The 22,899-nt window shown below is 74.0% G+C and carries 21 protein-coding genes and 1 tRNA gene; 9 read left to right on the forward strand and 13 right to left on the reverse strand.

From position 1 onward, the window contains the following. The first annotated feature begins 57 nt into the window (after window positions 1-57). Window positions 58-594 carry a bacterial proteasome activator family protein gene (locus WCD74_RS23460; protein WP_337697312.1) on the forward strand — a complete coding sequence of 179 codons (537 nt, stop codon included), beginning with the start codon at window positions 58-60 and terminating at the stop codon, window positions 592-594. Between the two features lie 6 nt (window positions 595-600). Here WCD74_RS23460 and WCD74_RS23465 read toward each other — a convergent pair whose 3' ends face one another. After that, window positions 601-912, reverse strand: a complete 312-nt coding sequence (locus tag WCD74_RS23465) for a WhiB family transcriptional regulator (protein WP_337697313.1) — start codon at window positions 910-912, stop codon at window positions 601-603. A gap of 295 nt (window positions 913-1,207) precedes the next feature. Between WCD74_RS23465 and WCD74_RS23470 the strand changes: the two genes are divergently transcribed. From WCD74_RS23470 to WCD74_RS23480, 3 genes are all read left to right on the forward strand, one after another. After that, window positions 1,208-1,609, forward strand: coding sequence for an STAS domain-containing protein (locus WCD74_RS23470; protein ID WP_337697314.1), 402 nt, complete (start codon window positions 1,208-1,210; stop codon window positions 1,607-1,609). A gap of 184 nt (window positions 1,610-1,793) precedes the next feature. Next, window positions 1,794-2,261 (forward strand): ATP-binding protein, encoded by a 468-nt coding sequence (locus WCD74_RS23475; RefSeq protein ID WP_337697335.1) that lies wholly within the window; start codon window positions 1,794-1,796, stop codon window positions 2,259-2,261. Beyond that, complete coding sequence (locus WCD74_RS23480; RefSeq protein WP_337697315.1) at window positions 2,258-3,052, forward strand: RNA polymerase sigma factor SigF; 795 nt, start codon at window positions 2,258-2,260, stop codon at window positions 3,050-3,052. Before WCD74_RS23475 ends, WCD74_RS23480 begins: the two co-directional genes overlap by 4 nt. Before the next feature lies 1 nt (window position 3,053). Here WCD74_RS23480 and selB read toward each other — a convergent pair whose 3' ends face one another. From selB to WCD74_RS23515, 7 genes are all read right to left on the reverse strand, one after another. Continuing rightward, window positions 3,054-4,850: a selenocysteine-specific translation elongation factor gene (gene selB / locus WCD74_RS23485; protein ID WP_337697316.1), complete on the reverse strand. Its 1,797-nt coding sequence runs from the start codon at window positions 4,848-4,850 to the stop codon at window positions 3,054-3,056. Further along, window positions 4,847-6,148 (reverse strand): L-seryl-tRNA(Sec) selenium transferase, encoded by a 1,302-nt coding sequence (gene selA, locus WCD74_RS23490; protein WP_337697317.1) that lies wholly within the window; start codon window positions 6,146-6,148, stop codon window positions 4,847-4,849. The genes selB and selA overlap by 4 nt, the downstream gene beginning before the upstream one ends. Continuing rightward, window positions 6,145-7,188 (reverse strand): permease, encoded by a 1,044-nt coding sequence (locus tag WCD74_RS23495; RefSeq protein WP_337697318.1) that lies wholly within the window; start codon window positions 7,186-7,188, stop codon window positions 6,145-6,147. Before WCD74_RS23495 ends, selA begins: the two co-directional genes overlap by 4 nt. A 103-nt stretch (window positions 7,189-7,291) precedes the next feature. Further along, window positions 7,292-8,350, reverse strand: a complete 1,059-nt coding sequence (nrfD, locus tag WCD74_RS23500) for an NrfD/PsrC family molybdoenzyme membrane anchor subunit (RefSeq protein WP_337697319.1) — start codon at window positions 8,348-8,350, stop codon at window positions 7,292-7,294. Between the two features lie 32 nt (window positions 8,351-8,382). Next, window positions 8,383-9,453, reverse strand: coding sequence for a 4Fe-4S dicluster domain-containing protein (locus tag WCD74_RS23505; RefSeq protein WP_337697320.1), 1,071 nt, complete (start codon window positions 9,451-9,453; stop codon window positions 8,383-8,385). A 34-nt stretch (window positions 9,454-9,487) separates the two neighbouring features. Then, window positions 9,488-12,724: a formate dehydrogenase gene (fdh, locus tag WCD74_RS23510; RefSeq protein ID WP_373696118.1), complete on the reverse strand. Its 3,237-nt coding sequence runs from the start codon at window positions 12,722-12,724 to the stop codon at window positions 9,488-9,490. 28 nt (window positions 12,725-12,752) lie between these two features. Beyond that, a tRNA-Sec gene (locus WCD74_RS23515) sits at window positions 12,753-12,848 on the reverse strand. A 56-nt stretch (window positions 12,849-12,904) separates the two neighbouring features. On the opposite strand from WCD74_RS23515, the gene WCD74_RS23520 reads away from it, so the two are divergent. After that, on the forward strand, window positions 12,905-14,404 hold the full coding sequence (locus WCD74_RS23520; protein ID WP_337697321.1) for a gluconokinase: 1,500 nt from the start codon (window positions 12,905-12,907) through the stop codon (window positions 14,402-14,404). Here the strand turns inward: WCD74_RS23520 and WCD74_RS23525 are convergent. Continuing rightward, on the reverse strand, window positions 14,401-15,837 hold the full coding sequence (locus WCD74_RS23525) for a WS/DGAT/MGAT family O-acyltransferase (RefSeq protein ID WP_337697322.1): 1,437 nt from the start codon (window positions 15,835-15,837) through the stop codon (window positions 14,401-14,403). The two genes, WCD74_RS23520 and WCD74_RS23525, sit on opposite strands and share 4 nt — an antisense overlap. A gap of 96 nt (window positions 15,838-15,933) precedes the next feature. Further along, on the reverse strand, window positions 15,934-16,377 hold the full coding sequence (locus WCD74_RS23530) for a nucleoside 2-deoxyribosyltransferase (RefSeq protein WP_337697323.1): 444 nt from the start codon (window positions 16,375-16,377) through the stop codon (window positions 15,934-15,936). Between the two features lie 79 nt (window positions 16,378-16,456). Here WCD74_RS23530 and WCD74_RS23535 point away from each other — a divergent pair, with 79 nt between their 5' ends. Next, window positions 16,457-17,305 (forward strand): NAD-dependent epimerase/dehydratase family protein, encoded by an 849-nt coding sequence (locus tag WCD74_RS23535; protein ID WP_337697324.1) that lies wholly within the window; start codon window positions 16,457-16,459, stop codon window positions 17,303-17,305. On the opposite strand, the gene WCD74_RS23540 is transcribed toward WCD74_RS23535, so the two are convergent. Both WCD74_RS23540 and WCD74_RS23545 read right to left on the reverse strand, forming a co-directional pair. After that, window positions 17,302-17,535, reverse strand: coding sequence for an Ada metal-binding domain-containing protein (locus tag WCD74_RS23540; RefSeq protein ID WP_337697325.1), 234 nt, complete (start codon window positions 17,533-17,535; stop codon window positions 17,302-17,304). The two genes, WCD74_RS23535 and WCD74_RS23540, sit on opposite strands and share 4 nt — an antisense overlap. Continuing rightward, the gene (locus WCD74_RS23545) at window positions 17,532-18,224 is read right to left on the reverse strand and encodes an alpha-ketoglutarate-dependent dioxygenase AlkB family protein (RefSeq protein ID WP_337697326.1); all 693 of its coding nucleotides are present in this window, start codon (window positions 18,222-18,224) and stop codon (window positions 17,532-17,534) included. The genes WCD74_RS23540 and WCD74_RS23545 overlap by 4 nt, the downstream gene beginning before the upstream one ends. A 62-nt stretch (window positions 18,225-18,286) precedes the next feature. On the opposite strand from WCD74_RS23545, the gene WCD74_RS23550 reads away from it, so the two are divergent. Then, the gene (locus tag WCD74_RS23550; protein ID WP_337697327.1) at window positions 18,287-18,778 is read left to right on the forward strand and encodes an SRPBCC family protein; all 492 of its coding nucleotides are present in this window, start codon (window positions 18,287-18,289) and stop codon (window positions 18,776-18,778) included. Between the two features lie 617 nt (window positions 18,779-19,395). On the opposite strand, the gene WCD74_RS23555 is transcribed toward WCD74_RS23550, so the two are convergent. Next, window positions 19,396-20,097: a FadR/GntR family transcriptional regulator gene (locus WCD74_RS23555; protein WP_337697328.1), complete on the reverse strand. Its 702-nt coding sequence runs from the start codon at window positions 20,095-20,097 to the stop codon at window positions 19,396-19,398. A 119-nt stretch (window positions 20,098-20,216) separates the two neighbouring features. Between WCD74_RS23555 and WCD74_RS23560 the strand changes: the two genes are divergently transcribed. Then, window positions 20,217-22,022, forward strand: a complete 1,806-nt coding sequence (locus WCD74_RS23560; RefSeq protein WP_337697329.1) for an FAD-dependent monooxygenase — start codon at window positions 20,217-20,219, stop codon at window positions 22,020-22,022. Window positions 22,023-22,033: 11 nt separating this feature from the next. Continuing rightward, window positions 22,034-22,873, forward strand: coding sequence for a fumarylacetoacetate hydrolase family protein (locus WCD74_RS23565; RefSeq protein WP_337697330.1), 840 nt, complete (start codon window positions 22,034-22,036; stop codon window positions 22,871-22,873). Window positions 22,874-22,899: the final 26 nt, after the last annotated feature.

Raw genomic sequence — 22,899 nt, forward strand, 5'->3', positions numbered from 1 at the left:
TGTGTCGGCGGTGGTGTCGGCCGGGCGGGCGAGCGGGGGACGGGCCATGATGGGCCCATGAGCACCGACGCCGGCGACGGCGCCGCCCGGGACGACGACGAGCGCGGACCCGGCTCCGCCCTGGCCGCGGCGGCCGCGAGCGGCGCCGGCGACGGGGCGGGGACGGCCGACCTGGTCGAGTCGCCGGGCGCGGTCATGCGCGTCGCCGGGATGGTCGGCAAGCTGATCGAGGAGGTGCGGTCCGCGCCGCTCGACGAGGCGGGCCGGGCCCGGCTGGCGGACATCCACGCCCGCTCGATCGCGGAGCTGGGCCACGGACTGGCCCCGGAGCTGCGCGACGAGCTGGACCGCATCTCGCTGCCGCTGGGGACGGACACGGTCCCGTCGCAGGCCGAACTACGGATCGCCCAGGCCCAGCTCCTGGGCTGGCTGGAGGGCCTCTTCCACGGCATCCAGAGCGCCGTGCTGGCCCAGCAGATGGCCGCCCGAGGTCAGCTCGAGCAGATGCGCTCCGGGCGCTCGGGCCGGGCCGGAGCGGCCCTGCCCGGCGGGACGCCCGCCGAGGGCGGGCAGTTCGGCGGCCAGTACCTGTAGGCGGCCTCAGCCCTCGAGGACGACCTCACCGGCCGGGTCGCGACGTGGCCGGCGCAGCGCGGAGCGGCGCTCGTCCTCGGTCAGGCCGCCCCACACGCCGTAGGGCTCTTTGGTGGCCAGCGCGTGGCGGCGGCAGGGCTCGAGCACGGGGCAGCTCATGCACACGCGCTTGGCCTGGCTGGCGCGCTGCTCGCGGCGCGGGCCGCGCTCGCCGTCGGGGTGGAAGAAGAAGCTCGAGTCCATGCCGCGGCAGGACCCGTGCAGCTGCCAGTCCCACTCGTCGATGATCGGGCCGGGGAGCAGACGCACATCAGCCACGGGAACCTCCGGTCGTTGGCGTGTCCGCCGGGGGCCGTGTGTCGACCTGCTCGACGTGGACGAGCGCGGTATAACCGGCGCCCCCCGATCACAAACCCCTCGCGTCACCCGGTCGGACCTCTCCGGGTCCACGACCGGGGTGTGCGACGGTCGGCACGGTGCGATCGGCCGACGACCCAGCGTCGCGAGTAGTGTCCGGGCTGGTTCGTGGCAGTGGGTATCGTGCGGCCACCCGAGAGGTCCGTGACCGACGGACACGAGCGGGCCGTGACGCAGTAGTCGAGGAGTGCGGTGCATGACTGACAGCGCAGGGAACGGGGGGCGGGAGTCCGTGGCCACCGACGAGGACTTCTCCACCGAGGAGCCGATGGGCGTGGACGTCCGACGCTCCGGCGAGACGTCGGTCATCCGCCTGTCCGGTGAGATCGACATGCTCACCACGCCGGCGTTGCGCGCCAAGGTCACCGAGGAGCTGGCGGCGGGGCTGTCGGTCCTGGTGCTGGACATGCTCGCGGTCGAGTTCCTGGGGTCCAGCGGCCTGGCGCTGCTGGTCGAGGCGCTCGACGAGTCGCGCAACCGCGGCGTGGCGCTGCGGCTCGTGGCCGACAGCCGCCCGGTGAGCCGGCCGCTGCAGGCGACCGGGCTGACGGACCTCTTCGAGATCCACTCGACGGTCGAGGGCGCCCTCGCGGCGTAGCCGCCGCCCGACCCCCGCCGGTGCCGGGTCCGGAGCCCGACACGCGGGCCGTGAACCGGTGGTGACCGGCGGCGTGTGCGCCGATACGGTGACGCGGCGGGGCCGCCGGCGCCCACCGTCCGGCCCGTCCTCTCTCGAAGCGCCCGACGTCGAAGACCGCGAACGGAGACCAGCAGTCGTGCAGATGCCCGAACCGCAGCAGCGCGTTCCCGAGGTCCCCGCCGCGGGCGTGGCGACCGAGGTGGACGGCCTGCCCGACGCGACGAGCCTCAGCGAGGTGCCGAGCCCGGTCGAGGTGCGGGTGCACGCCGACCCGGCGCTGATCCCGTCGATCCGGGCGGTGGCGGCGGACCTCGCGGCGCGCGCCGACTTCGACCTGGACGCCGTGTCCGACCTGCGGATGGCCGTGGACGAGGCGTGCTCGGCGCTGGTGCCGCTCGCCGCCGCGGGCGGGCAGCTGCGCTGCGGGTTCACGGTGATCGGCGGGCGCATCGCCGTGGTCGCCCGCGTCCCGGTCGACCAGCCCACGACGCTGCGCCAGGACACGTTCGGCTGGCGGGTCCTGGACACGCTCACCGACCTCGCCGAGGTGCTCGACGCCGACACCGCGTGGATCGGCATCCGGTTGCTCAAGGACCGGACGACGGCGTGAGCGTGCCGGCCGAGCACGAGAAGCGCGACGACTCCTACGGCCACCTCGCGCCCCTGCTCGCGGAGCACGCCGCCCTGCCGCCCGGTGACCGGCGCCGCGAGGCGCTGCGTGACCGGCTCGTCCAGGGCTACCTGCCCCTCGCCCGGCACATCGCGCGCCGCTTCTCCCAGCGTGGCGAGCCGCAGGAGGACCTCGAGCAGGTCGCCACCGTCGGCCTCATCCACGCCGTCGACCGCTTCTCCCCGGACCGCGGGTCGGACTTCCTGTCCTACGCGGTCCCGACGATCACCGGCGAGGTCCGCCGCTACTTCCGCGACAAGGCGTGGTCGACCCGCGTCCCGCGACGGCTGAAGGACCTGCGCCTGGCCATCGGGTCCGCGATGCCGAGCCTGTCGCAGGAACTGGGTCGCGCCCCGACGGCCGGGGAGCTCGCCGCCCGGCTGTCGAAGCCTCGCGAGGAGATCCTCGAGGCGCTCGAGGCCGCCAACGCGTACCGCTCCAGCTCGCTGGACGACATGCTCGTCGACGACCCGTCGTCCGGCCGGCTGGCCGACGTCCTCGGGACCGACGACGACGAGCTGACCCAGGTCGAGCACCGCGAGACCGTGCAGCCGGCGCTGCGGCGCCTGCCCGAGCGCGAGCGGACGATCGTCATGCTGCGCTTCTTCGGCGGCATGACGCAGACCCAGATCGCCGAGCGCGTCGGGGTCTCGCAGATGCACGTGTCCCGCCTGCTGACCCGCACCCTCGCCACGCTGCGCCAGGAGCTCTCCGAGGGCAGCGGCAGCTGACCTACCGGACGGTGTGCCCCGCCTCGTCGTGGCGGGTCCGCCCGGTCCGCGCGAGCAGCTCGAGCAGGGGCACGGCGACCCGTCGGGTGGTGCCCAGCGCCTGCCGCGCCGCCGACACCGTGAACGGCTGCTCCAGCGACGCGAGCACCTCCACCGCCCGGTCCGGTGCGTCCGGGCGCAGGTAGATCCCGTCGGCGACGCGCAGCAGCTCGCCCGCCTTCACCACGGCGCCCAGCTGTCGGCCGCCCAGCCCGAGCTCGCTCAGCCGGTGCGCCTCCGGGGCCAGGAACGGCGTGCCCTCGAGGTCGGCCAGCACCGTCGCGACCGCCTCCTGCACCGCCGTCGGAAGCTCGCCGTCCCCGCGGCGCCGGATGCGCCCGGCGTCCCCGACGAGGTCCGGGCAGCGCGCGAGGACCAGGTCGACCAGGCGCTGGTCGGGCAGCTCCAGACCGCGCTGCGCCGCCCGGGCGGACACCCCCGGCTCCAGCGGGTCCGCTGCGGCCTGCTCGGCCACGAGGGCCGACAGCCGCGTGGCCAGCGCGTCCACGTGCGCCGGGTCGACGTACCAGCCCGCGGCGAACGGCGTTCCCGACGGCGGGTCGGCCAGGCCGAGGCCGGGCAGGTCGGCCGCGCGGAGCAGCCGGCGGCGGGCCAGCTCCGCGGCGGTGTCCGGGGTGCCGTCGCTGGTCGCGAGCTCGCCGGCCCGGGCCCGTGCGGCGCCGCGGCGGCGCAGCTCGGGCGGGCGCACGTCGAGCACGGTGACGCCCCCGAGGACCGCGTGCGCCCCCGGGTCGCGCAGCATCGCCCGGTCCCCGGGCCGCAGGGGCAGCGGTTCGCGCAGCGTGAGGCGGACGGTCCGCGACGACTCCGGGGCGTCCGGCGCGTCCTCGCGCGACAGCGGACGCACGCGTGCGGCCACCGCGGCCGATCCGACGTGCACCATGACCTGCGCCGGGAGCCGACCGACCATCTCCTCCCCGCGCGCCGGGTGCACCCGGACGTCCACCACCCGCGCCGCCAGCCACCGGCGCGGGGTCAGCAGCGCGTCGCCGCGGGAGACCTCCTCCAGCGGCACCCCGCGCAGGTTCACCGCCACCCGCGCGACCGCCGCCGCCGACTCCACCGGCGCGCCGAGCGACTGCAGCCCCCGCACCGACACCGCCCGCCCGCCCAGCTCCAACTCGTCACCGACCGCGATCCGCCCCGCCCCGAGCGTCCCGGTGACCACCGTGCCCGCCCCGCGGATCGTGAACGCCCGGTCGACCCACAGCCGCACGTCGGCGTCCGGGTCGGGCGTGGGCAGGCGGCCCGCCAGCGCGGCGAGGGCGGTCCGGAGCTCGTCGAGACCGTCGCCGGTCGTCCCGGACACGCACACCGCGGGCAGCCGGCCGAGCGTCGACTCGGCGAGGTGCTCGAGCGCCTCGTCCCGCGCGAGCTCGGGGTCCATCAGGTCCGAGCGGGTCACGACGAGGACCCCGTCGCGCACGCCCAGCGCGTGCAGGGCGTCCAGGTGCTCCCCGGACTGCGGCATCCACCCGGCGTCCGCCGCCACCACGAACATCGTCGCGGGCACCGGCCCGACCCCGGCCAGCATCTGCGTCACGAACCGCTCGTGCCCGGGCACGTCGACGAACGCGACCTCGCCGACCTCCGGCAGCGTCGTCCACGCGAACCCCAGGTCGATCGTCATCCCGCGCCGCCGCTCCTCGGCCCAGCGGTCGGGCTCCATGCCCGTGAGCGCGCGGATCAGCGTGGACTTGCCGTGGTCGACGTGCCCGGCGGTGGCCAGCACCTTCACGACGGCGGGTCCTGCCGCGCCGCGGCCGCCCGGACCGCGGCCACCAGCCGCTCGTCGTCGCCCGGCAGCACGGACCGCAGGTCCAGTACGCAGCGCCCGTGCTCCACCCGCCCGACCACCGGCTCCTCCCCGGCCCGCAGCGCCTCCGCGTACTCCGCCGGCAGCGCCACCCCGGCACTCGGCAGGTCGACGCCGGGTGCCCCGCCGCCGCCGACCTGGGCGACGCAGTCCACGGCCTCGCCGCCGACCGCCGCGGCCACCGTGCGCGCCCGGGCCCGCAGCGCGTCGACGTCCGCCTCGAGCATCGCCCGCACCGGCGGCACGGGGCCGCGCAGCGTCGCCTCCAGCGCGGCCAGGGTCAGCTTGTCCACCCGCAGGGCGCGGGCCAGCGGGTGCCGCCGGACCCGGTGCACCAGGTCGGCCTCCCCGAGCAGCAGCCCCGCCTGCGGCCCACCGAGCAGCTTGTCGCCGCTCGCCGTCACCAGCGGCACCCCCGCGCGCAGCTCGCTCGCCGCGTCCGGCTCGTCCGGCAGCAGCGGGTGCGGTGCGAGCAGGCCCGAGCCGATGTCGGCCACGACCGGCACGCCCAACCCCGTCAGGTCCCCGGCGGGGACGCTCGACGTGAACCCCTGCACGACGAAGTTCGACGGGTGGACCTTGAGGATCATCCCGGTGTCCGGGCCGACCGCCGCGGCGTAGTCGTCGACCCGCACCCGGTTCGTCGTCCCGACCTCCCGCAGTCGCGCCCCGGTCGACTCCAGCAGCTCCGGCAGCCGGAACCCGTCGCCGATCTCGACCATCTCGCCGCGGGCGATCACGATCTCCCGCCCGGGACCGGCGAGCGCCGTCGCCGCCAGGATCAGCGCCGCCGCGCCGTTGTTCGTCACGTGCACGCCGCCCGCGTCGGGCACGGCGTCCGCGAGCGCCGCCATCGCGCCCGCACCCCGACGGCCGCGGCCGCCGGTCGCGAGGTCCAGCTCGACGTCCGTCGTGCCGGCCGCCGTCACCAGCGCGTCCCGCGCCGCGTCGGACAGCGGGGCCCGCCCGAGGTTGGTGTGCAGCACGACCCCGGTCGCGTTCAGCACCGGCCGCAGGCTCGCCGCGCTGCGCGGGAGACCGGCCACCACCGCGTCGGCCACCGCATCCGGCCCGATCTCCCCGGCCCGCGCCCGCTGCTGCGCGCCGAGCACGACCTCCTTCACCCGCGCCTTCCCGACGACGGCGGCGGCGGCCGCCACCCGCGGGTCGGCCAGCAGGGCGTCCGTCCGCGGGATGCGCCGCCGGGGGTCGGTACTCATGCGCTCCAGGATCCACCCACCGCGACCACCACGGAGCACACCACCCCGATCACGACCACCCCGACCGTCACCGTCGCGAGCACCCGCACCGGGAACACCCGGCGGACCATCAGCAGCGACGGCAGGCTGACCGCCGGCAGGGTGACCAGCAGGGCCGCCGCGATCACCGGCGACACGCCCGCGGCGAGCAGCGCGGCGACGGCCGCCACCTCCGCGCCGGTCGGGATCGGCAGCAGCGCCCCGGCCACGGCGAGCAGCACGACGACGGCCACGACCACCGCCCCGTGCGTCCCGGCGAGCCCCGCGCCGACCGGGAACAGCACGCCGCGGAGCGCGCCCAGCACCACGACCAGCACGAGGTACTCCGGGAGCAGCCGCACCGCCAGCCCGCCCAGCGCGGCGAGGAAGCGGACCGGCAGCGGCCGCCCGTCGTCGACGGAGTCGGTACCGACCGTGAGCCCGGCCGGGTCCGCCGCGTCCCCCGCCCGCCGTGCGGCGAGCGCGCCCACCCCGACGACGGCGAGCCCGGCCGCCGCCCGCAGCACGGTCCACGGCCACGGCAGCACGAAGGCGCAGAACACCAGGACCACCGGGTTCAGCGCGGGGCTGGCCAGCCAGAACGCGAGCGCGGCGCGGACGTCGGCGGCCCGCTGCCGCAGCCCGACGGCGACCGGGGCCGCGCAGCAGCTGCACATCATCCCGGGCACCGCGAGGGTGCTGCCGACGACCGCGCCGCGCCGCCCGACCATCCGCGCCGTCCAGTCCGCGGGCAGCACCGTCCGGATCGCGGCCGCGAGGACCAGCCCGGCGACCAGCGCCGGCCAGATCGCCAGGAAGTACGTCCCGGCGAACTCCAGGCCCGCCCGCAGCGACACCCCGTCCGCGGGCAGGACCGACCGCCCCATCGACCCGGACCCGGCCACCGACGGCACCTTGACCCAGTACGGCTGCCACTTGGCCCAGACGAGCAGGGCGACCGCGAGCAGGACGACCCCGACGACGGGGACCCAGGTCCGCCGGGACGGCGTGGTGACGGTCACGGCGTCCGAGTCTGCGCCCCGTCCGCCGTCCCCGCACGGACGACCGGGCCGTTCGTCACCTTCTACCGTGATGAACGGCCCGTTCGTACGGAACGCGGAGCCCCTACCGGCCCGCCGCGGGGACGTAGCGCCGGTCCGGGGGAGTGGTGCCCGGCTGCACAGCCTCCTCCCGACGGCGGATGCGCTCGCGCTGGGGCACGACGATGTGGGCCGGGTCGTTCGCGGAGGCGATCCCGGCGTCGAACACCCCGAAGCGGGTCAGCGCCGAGCCCGCCATCAGGGCCGCACCGGAGAGCGCGGCGGCCCAGCGCCGCTTCCGCCCGAGCACCGCGCCGACGGCCCCGACCGCCAGGCACGCCTTGGACGCCGTCATCAGCGTCTTCGCGCGCCCCTTGTCGTAGACGTCCGCGAGCATCCCGAGGTCGCGGGTCATCTTCTCCTCGGTGGCCAGCTCCACGACGGCGCCGAGGACACCGAGCCGGGCCGCGGGCTCGTTGTCCCGGACCGAGGCGGCCACCAGCCCGAACCCGCCGCCGGCGGCGGCCGCGCTGCCCGCGAACAGCACGGGCAGGTGCCGGTGCGCCTCGTGCCAGGTCGGGACGGCCGTGTTGGAGATCAGCACGGCGGTGTAGGTCGCGAGCGCGGGTCCGACGACCGCGGCGCCGACCCCGGCCACGTCCCCGGCCCGGCGCACGACCGTCTCGCCCCGCCGTCGGGCCAGGTACGGCCGCAGAGCCTCCGCGCCGGCGGCCGCCGTCGCGAACGCCGCGAAGGGGGAGAGGATCCACGATCCCACCGACAGCGGCGACGTCGGCTTGAACACCCGCAGCATGTGCAGGAAGCGCGAGGGCCGGTGCAGGTCGTGGATCAGGAAGACGGTGCCGCCCATCGCCCCGCCGGCGGCCGCGTACCGGCCGGCGCGGCGCAGGGTGGGCCGGTCCGTCGCGGTCGCCATCGCCGCGAGCACCGCGGACGACCCGGCCAGCCCCCCGAGGAACAGGTACAGCGGGACGTCCGGGTTCTTCCACACCGGCGCCTTGATGATCGGCCGGCCGTAGTAGGAGCGGAACTCCGCCTCGGGGACCTGGAGCTGCTCGCCCTTCCGGCCCCCGCCGCGCCGGGGCTTCACCGCGTCGTGGTCGACGCCCTGCCGCTGCGGCATCTCGGTCGGATTCGAGTCCTGCGGGTGATCCGTCACCGTCGGCCGCCCTTCCAGAACGCTGCTACCGCCGCCACGCCCAGCCCGACCGCCGTCAGCGCCGCGTTGCGCCACATCTCCGGCAGGTCGCGGGTGGTGACGATCGGGTCCGGCGGCAGGCCGTAGACCTCCGGCTCGTCGAGCAGCAGGAAGAACGCGGCGTCGCCGCCGACGCCGTCGTCCTCGTCGCGGCCGTAGAGCCGGGCCTCGCTCACCCCGCGGTCGTGCAGCTCCGCGAGCCGGGCGTCCGCGGCGGCCTGCAGCTCGTCGAGGTCGCCGAACTGGATCGACTTCGTGGGGCAGGCCTTCGCGCACGCGGGCTCGAGACCGCTGCCGAGCCGGTCGTAGCACAGCGTGCACTTGTGGGCGCCGCCGTCGGACCCGCGCACGTCGATGACGCCGTAGGGGCACGACGGGACGCAGTAGCCGCAGCCGTTGCAGATGTCGTCCTGCACGACGACGGTGCCGAACTCGGTGCGGAACAGCGCGCCGGTCGGGCAGTTGTCCAGGCAGCCGGCGTGCGTGCAGTGCTTGCACACGTCCGAGGCCATGAGCCAGCGGACGTCGCGCTCGTCGTCGGGCGTCTGCTGGCCGTGCGCCCCGTCGTCGGGAAGCAGCGACAACAGGTCGACGGTTCCCCCGCCGGGCGGGGCGCTCGCCGCGTCCCGCGCCTTCGGCAGCGCGCCCCCGCCGAGGGCGGGCAGGCCGCTGGGGAGGTGCCCCGTCGTGACGTCCCCGCCGTGCGCGGACGTGGCCGACCCGTGCGGCCGGACGTCCTCGATGAAGGCGACGTGCCGCCACGTCGAGGCGCCGAGGTCGCCGGTGTTGTCGTAGGACATCCCGGTGAGCCGGTAGAGGTCGGACGCGTCGGTCCCGTCGTCGGGGACGAGGTTCCACTCCTTGCACGCGACCTCGCAGGCCTTGCAGCCGATGCAGACCGACGTGTCGGTGAAGAACCCGACCCGCTTCGGGTGCCCGGCGTCGAACCCGGCGTCGGCGGCGGGGTCCGGCAGCGGTCCGTAGAGCGCGTTGTCGGTGCCCGCGAACGCGTCGAACACATTGGTCATCGGGTCGAGCTCCGCTTCGCTTCGTCTCCCGTGGTCACTCGATACCTCCCGGCTCGACGCCGGCCTTGCGCCGGTAGGACTCCACGAACTCCAGCAGCGCCGGCCCGCGGGGGCGCCGTCCCGGCTGGATGTCGCAGGTCGCGACCTTGGACTCCTGGATGTGGACGTTCGGGTCCATGACGACGCCGAGCAGGTCGTTCGCCGGGTCGCCAGTGGTCAGGCCGTTCGACCCCCAGTGGTAGGGCAGGCCGATCTGGTGGACGGTGGTGTCCCCGATCCGCAGCGGCTTCATCCGCTCGGTCACCACGACGCGCGCCTCGATCGCCGTGCGCGCCGAGATCATCGTCGCCCACCCCAGGTGCTCCAGGCCGCGTTCGGCCGCGAGCGCGGGGGAGACCTCGCAGAAGAACTCCGGCTGGAGCTCCGAGAGGTAGGGCAGCGTGCGGCTCATGCCGCCCGCGGTGTGGTGCTCGGTGAGCCGGTAGGTGAGGAAGACGTAGGGGTAGACGTCGCTCATCGCCGGGTTGATCCGGTTCCACGCCCGGTCGATCCGTTCGAGCGCGGGGTTGTCCTGCTGCTGGTGCAGCAGGTTCGCCACCGGCGACTCGACCGGCTCGTAGTGCGTGGGCATCGGCCCGTCGGCCATGCCGGCGGGGGCGTACAGCCAGGCCTTGCCGTCGGCCTGCATGATGAACGCGTCGGTGCCGGCCAGGGCGTGCTCCCGCTCGGCGCCCTCCTCCGGCACGTACGACGGCGGCTTCGTCGCCTCGAAGTCCGGGATGTCGTGGCCGGTCCAGCGCCCGTTCTCCTCGTCCCACCAGACGTAGGCCTTGCGCTCGCTCCACGGCCGGCCCTCGGGATCGGCCGAGGCCCGGTTGTAGAGGGTGCGGCGGTTCGCCGGCCACGCCCAGCCCCACTCGGCGGCCACCCAGTCCTGCTCCGAGCCCGGCTTGCGCCGGTCGGCCTGGTTGACGCCGTCCGCGTAGACGCCGGTGTAGATCCAGCAGCCCGCGGTCGTCGACCCGTCCGCCTTCAGCTCGGTGTACGACGAGAGCGGGTTCCCCCCGTCGTCGTACCCGTTGATCTCGCCCAGCACCGACTCCGGGTCCGGCTCCTCGTGGATGCCGACCGTCGGGTAGTCCCACGTCAGGTCCAGCAGCGGACGGTCCCGCTCGTCGGTCGAGCCGGCCAGCTTCTCCCGGATCCTCTTTCCGAGGTGGAAGTAGAAGTGCAGCTCCGAGCGGGCATCACCCGGCGCGTGCACCGCCTCCCGCCGCCACTGCAGCAGCCGCTGGGTGTTGGTGAAGCTGCCGGACTTCTCGGTGTGGTTCGCACACGGCAGGAAGAAGACCTCGGTGCCGATGTCCTCGGTCCGCAGCTCCCCGGTCTCGATCTCCGGCCCGTCGGACCAGAACGTGGCCGACTCGATCATCTGCATGTCCCGGACGACGAGCCACTCCAGGTTGGCCAGGCCGAGCCGCTGCATCTTGCCGTTCGCGTGCCCGACCGCCGGGTTCTCACCGACCAGGAAGTAGCCGAACGTCTTCTTGTCGATCTGGTCGCGGACGATCCCGTAGGTGCCGTGATCGCCGGTCAGGCGCGGCAGGTAGTCGAACGCGTAGTCGTTCTCCTCGGTCGCGGCATCGCCCCACCAGGCCTTGAGCAGGCTCACCAGGTAGGTGTCCATGTTGCCCCAGAACCCGGTCTTCGCCGCGTCCGCGTCGAGGAAGCTCCGCAGGTCGGAGTGCAGGTGCGCGTTGGGCATGGGGATGTAGCCCGGCAGCAGGTCGTACAGCGTCGGGATGTCCGTCGAGCCCTGGATCGAGGCGTGCCCGCGCAGGGCGAGGATGCCGCCGCCCGGCCGCCCCATGTTGCCCAGCAGCGTCTGCAGGATCGCCGCCCCGCGGATGTACTGCGCGCCGACGCTGTGGTGGGTCCAGCCCACCGAGTACACCCACGCCGTGGTCCGGTCGCGCTGCGAGTTCTCCGTGATGGCGCGGGCGACCTCGAGGAACTCCTCCACGCCCATCCCGCAGACCCGCGAGACCGCCTCCGGGGTGTAGCGCGAGTAGTGCCGGCGCATGACCTGGTAGACGCACCGCGGGTGCTGGAGGGTCTCGTCCCGCTCCGGCCGGCTGGGCGTGTTCGCCGCGTCTCCCGCCCCGCCCGCGGTGTCCGAGCCCATGGCCGCGTGGTGCTCGCGCAGCTGCGACTCCCAGTGGTCGCGCTGCCCGGCCGCCGGCGCGCTGTAGCCGTCGCCGTCGAGCTGCCACGAGATCGGGTCGTAGCGCCCGGTCTCGGCGTCGTAGCCGGAGAAGATCCCGGCCATGTCCTCGGTGTCGGTGAACTCCTCACCGACGAGGTCGGCCGCGTTCGTGTAGGCCTGCACGTACTCCCGGAAGTCGAGCTCGTTCTCCAGGACGTAGCTGATCAGCCCGCCCAGGAATGCGATGTCGGCGCCCGCCCGGAACGGCACGTGCAGGTCGGCCACGGCCGAGGTGCGGGTGAAGCGCGGGTCGACGTGGATGATCTTCGCGCCGCGGCGCTTCGCCTCCATGACCCACTGGAAGCCCACCGGGTGGGCCTCCGCCATGTTCGACCCCTCGATGACGATGCAGTCCGAGTGGATCAGGTCCTGCTGGAAGTTCGAGGCCCCTCCGCGGCCGAAGCTGGTCCCCAGACCGGGGACGGTGGCGCTGTGTCAAATGCGCGCCTGGTTCTCCACCTGGATCGCGCCGAGCGCCATGAACAGCTTCTTGATGAGGTAGTTCTCCTCGTTGTCCAGCGTCGCGCCGCCGAGGCTCGAGAAGCCCAGCGTGCGCCGCAGGACGCGGCCCTCGTCGTCGGTGTCCTGCCAGCCGCGACGCCGGGCGTCGATCACCCGGTCGGCGATCATGTCGACCGCGGTGTCGAGGTCGAGGTCCTCCCACTCGGTGCCGTACGGCCGGCGGTAGCGCACCGTCGTCACCCGCGAGGGGCTCGTCACCAGCGACGTCGACGCCGAGCCCTTGGGGCACAGCCGTCCGCGCGAGATGGGCGAGTCCGGGTCGCCCTCGATCTGGGTCACCCGGCCGTCGCGGACGTAGACGTTCTGCCCGCAGCCGACCGCGCAGTACGGGCAGACCGACTTCACGACCTCGTCGGCGGAGTCCGTCCGCGATCCCAGGGCCTTCGTGCGCGGGCTCTCGACGGCCGCCCCGCGCGCCAGCGGGTCGGGGCCGGTGGCCTGACGGAACATCGGCCAGTCGCCGAGCCAGGTGCGGACGCCCAAGGGTTCTCCTCGCGCAGCGGTGTGGTGGTGGCGGAGGCGGACGGGAATCGAACCCGCCTGGCCGAGATACCCGGCCACGTCGGTGTTGAAGACCGCGGGGCCCACCAGGAACCCTGACGCCTCCGGACGGAAGCCTAGGCAGACGTTCGTCGGCCCCGCACTTCGGGAAGGACACGCCCCGTGTGGACCGGAACCGGCACCGAGGACGCGGCCGTGCTCGCGGTCGACGTCGGCACCACGTCGACCAAGGCGGTCCTCTTCTCGACGGCGGGTGCGGTGCTGGGGGAGGGCGACGCCGGCTACGAGCTCGCCGAGCCCGAGCCCGGCGCCGCCGTGCAGGACCCGGAGGCCGTGTGGGAGGCGGTCGGCGACGCGGCGCGGGACGCGGCCGGTGGTACCCGCCCGGCCGTGGTCACCTTCTCCGCGGCGATGCACGGGCTGCTCGGGGTCGACGACGCCGGCGATCCGATCGGCCCGCTCATGACCTGGGCCGACTCCCGCGCGGCCGGCGTGGCCGACGCGCTGCGGGCGTCGTCGGGGGCCCTGGAGCTGCACCGCCGCACGGGCACCCCGGTGCACTCGATGAGCCCGCTGGTCAAGCTCGCGTGGCTGCGCCGGGAGCGCCCGAGCCTGCACGGTGCCGCGGCGCGCTGGGGCGGGGTGAAGGAGTTCGTCCTCGGCCGGGCCACCGGGCGACGGGTCGCGGACGCCTCGTGCGCGTCCGGGACCGGCCTGGTGGACCTCGCCGGGCGGCGCTGGGACGACGAGGCCCTGGCGATCGCCGGGATCACGGCCGACCGGCTGGACGAGATCGTCGACACCACCGCCGTCGTCGGGACCCTGACCGACGCCGTCGCCCGTGACTGGGACCTGCCGTCCGGAACGCCGGTGGTGGCGGGCGCCGGGGACGGGCCGCTGGCGAACCTCGGGCTGGGCGCCGTGCGGCCGGGCGTGCTGGCCTGCTCGATCGGCACCAGCGGGGCGCTGCGGCTGGCCGTCGACCGGCCCGCGGTCGACCCGCGCGGTCGACTGTTCTGCTACGAACTCACCGCCGAGCGCTGGGTGGTCGGCGGGGCGATCACCAACGGCGGTGTGGTGCTGGACTGGGCGTCCGAGACCTTCGGCGCCGACTCCGAGGTGCTGCTCACCGAGGCCGCGGACACCCCGCCCGGCGCGGACGGCCTGCTCGTGATCCCGCACCTGCTCGCCGAGCGGGCGCCGCGGTGGGACGGCGGGCTCGGCGGGACGTTCCTCAACCTGCAGCGCTCGCACGGCCGCGGCCACCTGACGCGCGCGCTCCTCGAGGGCGTCTGCCTGCAGCTGCGGCTGGTGCTCGACTCGATGCGCGACGCCGGTCTGGCCGTCGAGGAGGTCCGGGCGACCGGGGGCTTCGCGCGCAGCGCCTTCTGGCGGCAGCTCCTCGCGGACGTGCTCGGCGTGCCGGTCGGCTACCCGGACGGCCACCAGGGCTCGGCGTACGGGGCCGCGCTGCTCGGGATGCAGGGCGTCGGCCTGCTCGCGCCGGGTGCCGCGGCGCTCGCACGGGCCGCGGACCACGTCGCGATCGCCGAGGTCCGCACGCCCGGGCCGTCGGCGGCCGGCCACACCCGCCGTCGGGACCTGGTCGAGCAGGTCCACGACCAGCTCGCCGAGGTCGTCGGCGAGCTGCGGCGACCCTAGGAGTCGGCCGCGTCCGCGACCTCCTCCAGCTCGACCAGCGCGTCCTCGAGATAGGTCAGCAGCTTCTGCAGCCGCGGGACGCTGCGGCGGTCGCCCGTCAGCCCGAACTCCATGTTGTCGGCGTACGTCATCACCGTCATGTTCAGCGCCTGCCCGTCGAGCGGCACCGAGACCGGGTAGATGCCGCTGAGCTTGGCGCCCGCCCAGTAGAGCGGCGCCTTCGGGCCGGGCACGTTCGAGATGATCAGGTTGAACCCGGGGTTGATCACGGTCGAGAGCCCGGGGACGACCCCGAGCGGCAGGGGCGCGGCGACGGCCAGCGACAGCGCGGCGACGGCCATCGGGTCGCGCTGGTCGATGTTGGACTTGGCGGCCCTGCCCGAGGCCTTGATGCGTTCCAGACGGGTGCCGGCGTCGGCCTCGTCGGTGGCGAGGTTGACCAGGATCGCGCCGAGCTGGTTGCCGACCCCCGTCGTCCCCAGCGACACCGGCAGCGCCGCGATCAGCGGCTTCTCCGGCAGGGCGTCGAGCTCGATCATGTAGCGCCGCAGGGCGCCGGAGCACATGGCGAGCACGACGTCGTTCACCGTCGACGAGGTCCGCTCCCGCACGCGCTGGATGCGCTTGAGCGGCCACGACTCGGCGGCGAACCGCCGCGCGCCGGTGATCGGCACGTTGAGCATGCTGTGCGGCGCCTCGAACGGCAGGGCGGTGTCGCGGTGGGCGAGCCCGTCATAGAAGGCGCCGGCCAGGGCCGGTGCGACGCCCAGCGCGGAGTTCGTGGTGCGGACCGTGTCGGCGACCGCCGAGGTCACCGTCCGGTAGCCCTCGGCGAGCGTCGAGCCGACCCACTCGATCGGCCCCGGCTCCGGGCGCTGCTCGACCTCGGACGACGCCGCGGCCTTCTTCTTCGAGCGCGGGTCGACCTGCCAGAACGGCGGGACGTCGAGGTCCTCGGGGTCGGTCGACAGCGTCTTCTGCATGTGCCGCACACCGGTGACGCCGTCCATCATGGCGTGGTGGATCTTGAAGTACGCGGCGAACCGGTCGCCCTCCACGCCCTCGATGAGGTGGAACTCCCACAGCGGCCGGTGCCGGTCGAGCAGGGATCCGTGGAGCCGGGAGACCAGTTCGAGCAGCTCACGGATGCGGCCCGGACGCGGCAGGGCCGAGAGCCGCACGTGGTACTCGATGTCGAGGTTGTCGTCGGTCTCCCAGGCCCACTGGCCGAGGGTGGACACGCTGCGGTATGCCCGGCGCGCGAACATCGGCGCGACCTCGTTCGAGGACACGAGCCGGCGGTGCAGGTCACCGAGGAAGTCGGGCCCGGCGTCCTCGGGGCGGTCGAACAGCAGCAGAGAGCCCACGTGGGTCGGCCGCTCCCGGGACTCCGCCAGCAGGAACATCGAGTCCCGGAACGACATCACACCCATGTGAAACCACCCTCCCGCTGCAGCCTGTGCAGCCAAGGACGTCCCGCTCGCCTCGGGGATGACGCCGCCCTCACCGCGATCATGGTGATGCCCGTCTCAGGTGTCCACCAAACGGCTCACGGCCCGCTCCAGCTCCTCGAGGGAGCCCACCTCCGTGCCCCCGCTGCGCCGCACCGCCGCGCCGATCATGAGGTTGTAGCGCAGCCCCTCTTCGCCGCCCTGCCGCAGGTCGGTGCGGTACGCGATCACCGGCTTCCCGTGCGCCGCGGCCCACGCGACCTCGACCACCGTCCCGTTGTCCGGCGGCTCCTGGTCCAGGCACGCGACGACGAGGTCCGCCCGCTCCGCGATCGAGGCCAGGTGCACGTCGCCCAGCGCGAGCCAGCGGTCGCGGGGTTCCCGGCCCTCCGGCAGCTCGACCACCCACGGGTCGATGACGTCCACGTGCCGTTCGAGCAGGGGCAGCAGCCGCTCGGCGTAGAAGAGCTTCGTCGACTCGGCGAACCCGTAGGGGCTGGCCACGTAGGCGGTCCGGCGCACGTCACCACGGTGTCAGCACTGCGGCCATGCTGACACTGGACGTCACGAAAGCCGCAACCACGCAGGGCAGGATGACCCCGTGCGCGTCGTCGTGACCGGAGCGGGCGGGTTCGTCGGCCGCCGGGTGGCACGCATCTTCCGGACGGCGGGTCACGACGTCCTCGGGCTGTCCCGCTCGGCCTTCGACGGTCGGTCCCTCGACGACGTCCTGGCCGGCGCCGACGTCGTCTGCCACCTCGCCGCCCGGGTGCGCGTGCGGGAGTCCCGCGAGGACCCGCTCGGTTACTGGCAGGTCAACCTGGGCGGCACCCGGGCAGTGCTCGCCGCCTGCCCGCCCACCGCCCGGGTCGTGATCGCCTCGACCTGCACCGTGTACGCGCCCTCCGACGCCCCGATCGGCGAGGACGCGCCGCTCGACCCCGCGAGTCCCTACGCGGCGAGCAAGCTCGCGGCCGACCTCCTCGCCCGCGACGTCGCTGGGTCGGGCGGACCCGGCGTCGTGAGCCTGCGCGCCTTCAACGTCGCCGGCCCGGGTGACCCGGACCCCTCCCGCGTCGTCCCGGCCCTGCTCGCCCGGGCCGCCGGCGCGACGTCGGCGCCGTTCCGCGTCAACGGCGACGGCTCCGCGGTCCGCGACTACCTCCACGTCGACGACATCGCCGACGCGTTCCTCGCGGCCGCCGACACGGCCGAGCCGGGCACGTGGCGCGCCTACACCGTCGGCTCCGGACGCGGGACCTCCGTCGCCGACCTGATCGACACCGTCCGCCGCGTCACGGGCCGCGCGGTCCCCGTCGAGCACGGACCCGCCGTCGTCGAACCCGCCCGGCTCGTCGCCGACCCCGCACGCATCCGCGCCGACCTCGGCTGGGCCGCGACCCGGTCCGACCCGGAGCGCATCGTCGCCGACGCCTGGATCGCCCGCTAGGAGCGGTCGGGCCGGCAGACCCGGCACGGCCGGTAGCCCGCCGCGCGGGCCGTCGCCTCGTCGGCGAAGAACACCCGGTGCCGTGCGTAGTGGCCGCGCGCGAGCCAGCGCAGCGCGCTGGGGCAGTCGAGGCGCCCGTAGATGCGGCCGCGCCGGTGCCCGCCGAGGGTTCCCGGCGTGGTCGACCGGTACGGCCGCCCGTCCACGCCGAGCAGCTCGTACTCCTTCACGACGACGGGGCCTCGAGGCCGGACACCCGCAGCGTCAGGTTGAGCCGTTCGCCGGGGTCGGTGCCGATGCGCGGCACGTCACGTTCCGGCAGCAGCCGCGGCACGCCGTGGTGCACCAGGCGGTTCTCCCCGCCGAACACCAGCAGGTCCCCGGAGCACAGCTCGACGTCGTGGAACGGCCCCCTGCGGTGGTGCGGGCTGCCGATGCGGAACACGCAGGCCGTGCCGAGGCTCAGGGACACCACCGGATCGGACGCGCGTTCCTCGCGGTCCTGGTGCATGCCGAGCCGCGCGTCGCCGCGGTAGGAGTTCACGAGCGCGACGTCGGGACGGTAGGTGGCCCTCGCGTCCGGGTCGCCGTAGGCGTCGGCGACCGCCTCCGCGCCCAGCTCCGCCAACCAGCCGGGGAAGGGCTGCACGGGGGAGCCGTCCTGGTCGTCGCGGGTCCGGCTGTAGCGGTAGGGGATCCAGTGCCAGCCCAGACACACCGTCTCGACGCTCATCCGTGCTCCGCCTGGGAGCGTGGCCCGGCGTGCTCCCGGCCCCTGCCGCGCCCAGCCTCGTGCGGCCTCGACGAGTCGCCGTTGGGCGGGCAGGCCCAGCCAGCCGGGGAGGTGGACGACGCCGGGCCCGATCGTCCGCCGCGGGCGCGGGATCAGCTCCAGCACGCCGTCGTCGTCAGGACCCATGCCCTCCCCAACACCGGCGCGGCCCTGTCCGTTGCACATAAGCGCAGGCTAATATCCGCGCCATGAGGTACACGGTGTCGATCGAGCTCGCCCTGCCACGGGGGAGGGCGGTCCAGCTGCTCGCCGACCCCGCCTACCTGCCGATGTGGCTGCGCGGCCTGGTGACGCACGAACCGTTGACGGGATCGCACGGGCAGGTCGGGTGCGAGTCCCGCGTCGTGCTGGAGACGGGCGGACGACGGATGGAGGCCGTCGAGACGATCACGCGGCGAGAGCCGGCGGACCTCACGGACATCCCTGCCGACCGCGTCGTCCACTTCGAGCGGGAGATCGTCGCCGAGGGCATGTGGAACGCCGCCCGCGACCGGCTCACGGAGGCCGGACCTCGCACCACGCTCTGGGAGAGCGAGAACGAGTACCGGTTCGGCAGCCTGCCGATGCGGCTGATGGCGCCCTTCATGGGCGGCGCCTTTCGCAAGGCCTCCCGGCAGCACATGCAGGACTTCCAGGCGTTCGCCGAGCGGGGAGTGGACGTCCGCGCGGCGCAGGACTGAAGCCGGTCGGTGCCCCCGGCAGGACTCGAACCTGCGACCTTGGCATTAGAAGAACGTCCGATCCGGTCAACGGCGGCCTCTGCGCGCTCATCGGCCCACGTCAGCCGACTCACCGTCCCCCTCGCCCTCACAGACCGATGGCGGTTCGTGCCACGGTCCGTGCCACGCCCACCGCGTTCTTCGACAGCGATGCGGTTCCTCGGGGCGGTCCGGCTTCTCGGTGGCGGGGGTTAGACGGCGCCCCCGCCCCTTCGGTGTCTCAGCCCGGTCGTCCGACGTCTCCTGAACGCTCATGTGGGCCTGCGCTCAGCCGCCGGGACCCTCCGCAGGGAGGCTCACGGTGTGGCTCAGGCCAGACGCCCGAGGCGGGTGGATTGTCAGGGGCACCACGCAGGGACCGGACCGATCAGGTCAGCGCGCGACCGCGGGACGCCTCAACTTCCGAGAAGCTCCGCTTCTCGGAAGTTGCCGTGGCGCTCGGTCCACACCCCAGCGACAGTCCGATCGAACCTGGTCTCGGCACCACAGGCGGCGACCCAGACGCGGCGCGACCTCGTCCCGGCCGCCGGCCCGCTACGCGGTCACTGAGAGCTTCCGGTGTCGGGCTGGTTCTGGGGTTATCGGTCGTGTTTGACGCTGTGCTGGCGGATCAGGTCGTTGACGCGTTCGTTGTCGCGGTCGGCGATCGCGTCGACGAGGTCGGCGTGGATGCGGTAGCGATCGGACATGACCTCGGCGATGGGCTGGCTGTCGGCGGGCAGGACAGCCAGCGTGTGCTGCTTGATCATGTCGATGAGCCCCAGGTAGATGGGGCGGAGCACGGTGCTGGGGTTGACCTCGGCGAACAGCTCGTGGAGTCGCCAGTTCGCGCGCATGAACGCGTCGGCGTCGAGGGCGTCGACCGCGTCTGACATGGCGGTGACCTGGTCGCGGTAGCGGGCGATGTCGGCGGGGGAGGAGTGCCACGCGGCGTCGGCAATCAGAAGCGGGTCCAGGGCGTCGCGGATGCGGACGGCGTCGGCGACCGAGGAGGCGTCGGCGTCGATCGCGAGGACCGAGTTGCCGAGCCGGACCATCGGGGACTGCTCGGCGGCGAAGAGGCCACCGCCGGGTCCGGGTCGCACGGCCACGAGGCCCCGCGCCTGGGCCACCCGGAGGGCCTCGTTGAAGGTGCCGACGGAGACGCCGCAGAGCTCGCGGAGCTCGCTCTTGGTGCCCAGCCGAGCACCCGGGTCGATGCCGCGGACCAGTTGGGCGATCCGCTGCGCGGCGCGCTCGGTCCGCGAGGTCGCACCGTCGCTGAGTACGTCGCCGGCCATGAGCCCTCCCTAAAGACCATGATGATTATGCCGCATGCCTTGACACGGCCGCGGTGAGTTCGAATACTCCAATACCAGCATAATCATCATGCTGGTTTGAGGTCGTCGAGGAGGACGCCATGCGGGAGACACACACGCCGGTGCTGATCGTCGGTGGCGGTGGGGGTGGTCTGACCGCCTCGATGCTGCTCTCGCATCTCGGGGTGCCGTCCCTGCTGATCTCCCGCCACGCCGGGACGTCGATCTTGCCCAAGGCGCACGTGCTCAACCAGCGCACGATGGAGATCTTCACCGAGCTCGGGGTGGCACCCGAGGTCTTCCGGCGCAGCACGCCAGCGGAGAACATGAAGGCCACCGGCTGGTACGCGGGCGTCAGCGGGTCCCACGACGGGTACGGGCGCCGGCTCGGTGGGCTCGAGGTCTGGGGCGGGGGATACACCGACCCGGACTTCATCGCCGCGAGCCCGTGCCGCACGGCGAACCTGCCTCAGATCCGCCTGGAGCCGGTCCTGAAGGCGCACGCCGAGTCCTACTCGGCCGCGACGATCTGTTTCCACCACGAGCTGCTCGAGCTGACCCAGGACGCCGACGGCGTCACCGCGGTCGTGCTCGACCGTGACAGCGACGAGCGGTACACCGTGCGCAGCCGGTACGTGATCGGGGCCGACGGCGGGCGGACCGTCGGCGAGCTGATCGGTTTGGGCATGAGCGGGCAGACCAACCTCATGCGGATGGTGTCGACCCACCTCTCGGCCGACCTCTCCGCGCACCTGTCCGACCCCGATGTGCTGATCCGCTGGCTGGTCAATCCCGACTTCGGAGGCTCGTGGGCCTCCGGGATCCTCGTGGCTATGGGCCCGGACCACTGGGGTACCGAGTCCGAGGAGTGGGTCTTCCACCTGTCCTTCGCCGTCGACGACCCGGACGCCGACGACCCGGCCAAGATCCTCGAGCGCATCCGGGCCGCGCTGGGCATCCCGGACTTCGAGCCGATCATCCACCACATCAGCCCCTGGATCATGGAAGGTGTCCTCGCGGACTCCTTCCGGCGCGGCCGGGTGTTCCTGCTCGGCGACGCCGCGCACCGTCACCCCCCGACGGGCGGTCTGGGACTCAACAGCGCGGTCCACGACGCCTACAACCTGGCCTGGAAACTCGCCGCCGTCCTCAACGGACAGGCAGGGGAGGCCCTGCTCGAGACCTACGAGGCGGAGCGGCGCCCGGTCGACGGGGCCAACGTGGACGCCGCGGTCAAGGCCGCGATGAACCACTTCACCATCGACGCGGCGCTCGAGCTCTCGCCGGAGAAGACCCCGGAGCAGAACTGGGGCGAGGTCCGGCCGCTGTGGGAGGACCTGCCGGACTCCGAGCGCAAGCGCCACGCCCTCAACTGCGCCATCGGCTCGCAGACGATCGAGTTCCGCCACCACAACGTGGAGTTCGGCTACACCTACGACGCGGCCGCCTCCACCGCCGTCGTCGACGACGGCTCCGATCCTTACGTCCCGCTCGACCCGGTACGGCTCTACGAGCCCAGCACCAAGCCCGGGCATCCGCTGCCCCACGCCTGGGTCGAACGCGGCGGAGAGCGGCTGGCCCTCGGGTCGCTGGTCGAGGGCGGGCACTTCCTCCTGCTCGCCGGGGAGAACGGCCAGGCCTGGGTCGAGGCCGCCGGCAAACTCGCGGCCGAGACCGGCCTGGCGTTGCGGGCGGGACGCGTCGGGATGCTCGACGCCGAGCACCCCGACATCGACCTCGTCGACGTGCGCTGCGCCTGGCTGAAGAACCGCGGCGTCTCCGCCGACGGTGCGGTCCTCGTCCGACCGGACCGCTACGTCGGGTTCCGGTCCGCCGGGTCGGTCGAGGACCCGCTCGCGGCCCTGACCGCAGCCGTCGCCCAGATCCTGTCCACCACGACCTCCTGAGGAGGGACACCATGCGCATCGCCAACCTCCGAGGCCGCCTCGTCCTCGTCGTCGAGGACCGGGCCCTCGACGTCGAGACCGCCAGCGCCGGCCGCTTCTCCGCCGACCCCCAGGCCGTCTACGAGCGGTGGCAGGAGTTCCTGGACTGGGCGTCCACCGCGGACCCGGGCCGGGCGGAACCCTTCGAACACCGGGACCTGGGTGCTCCGGTGCCCCGCCCCAGCCAGGTCCTCGCCATCGGTCTGAACTACCGCGACCACGCCGCGGAGTCCGGCTTCGCGCTGCCCGACGCCCCGACCGTGTTCACCAAGTTCGTCTCGAGCTTCACCGGGCCCTACGACGACGTCGTCCTCGCCGGACCGACGGTCGACTGGGAGGTCGAGCTCGTCGCCGTCCTCGGCCGGACGGCCCGTCGGGTCCCGGCCGAGCGCGGCTGGGACTACATCGCCGGACTGACCGCCGGGCAGGACCTCTCCGAGCGCACCGTCCAGGGCGCCGGCCCCGCACCGCAGTTCAGCCTCGGCAAGTCCTTCCCCGGCTTCGGCCCCACCGGCCCCTGGCTGGTCACCCCCGACGAGTTCGCCGACCGCGACGACATCGCCCTGGGCTGCGCGGTCAACGGCGAATCCATGCAGAAGGGTCGCACCAGCGACCTGGTGTTCACCGTGCCCCAGCTCGTCGCCGAGCTCTCCGCGGTCCTCGAGCTACGACCCGGGGACGTCATCTTCACCGGAACCCCCGCCGGCGTCGGCGCCGGCCGCAACCCCAAGCGGTTCCTCGCCGCCGGCGACGAACTCGTCACCACCGTCGAGGGCATCGGCACCATGCGCCACCGACTCGTCCCGGCCTGACCCTCGTCCCGGCCTGACAGGAGCAC

The sequence above is a fragment of the Actinomycetospora aurantiaca genome, from assembly GCF_037401875.1.
Lineage (GTDB): Bacteria > Actinomycetota > Actinomycetes > Mycobacteriales > Pseudonocardiaceae > Actinomycetospora > Actinomycetospora aurantiaca.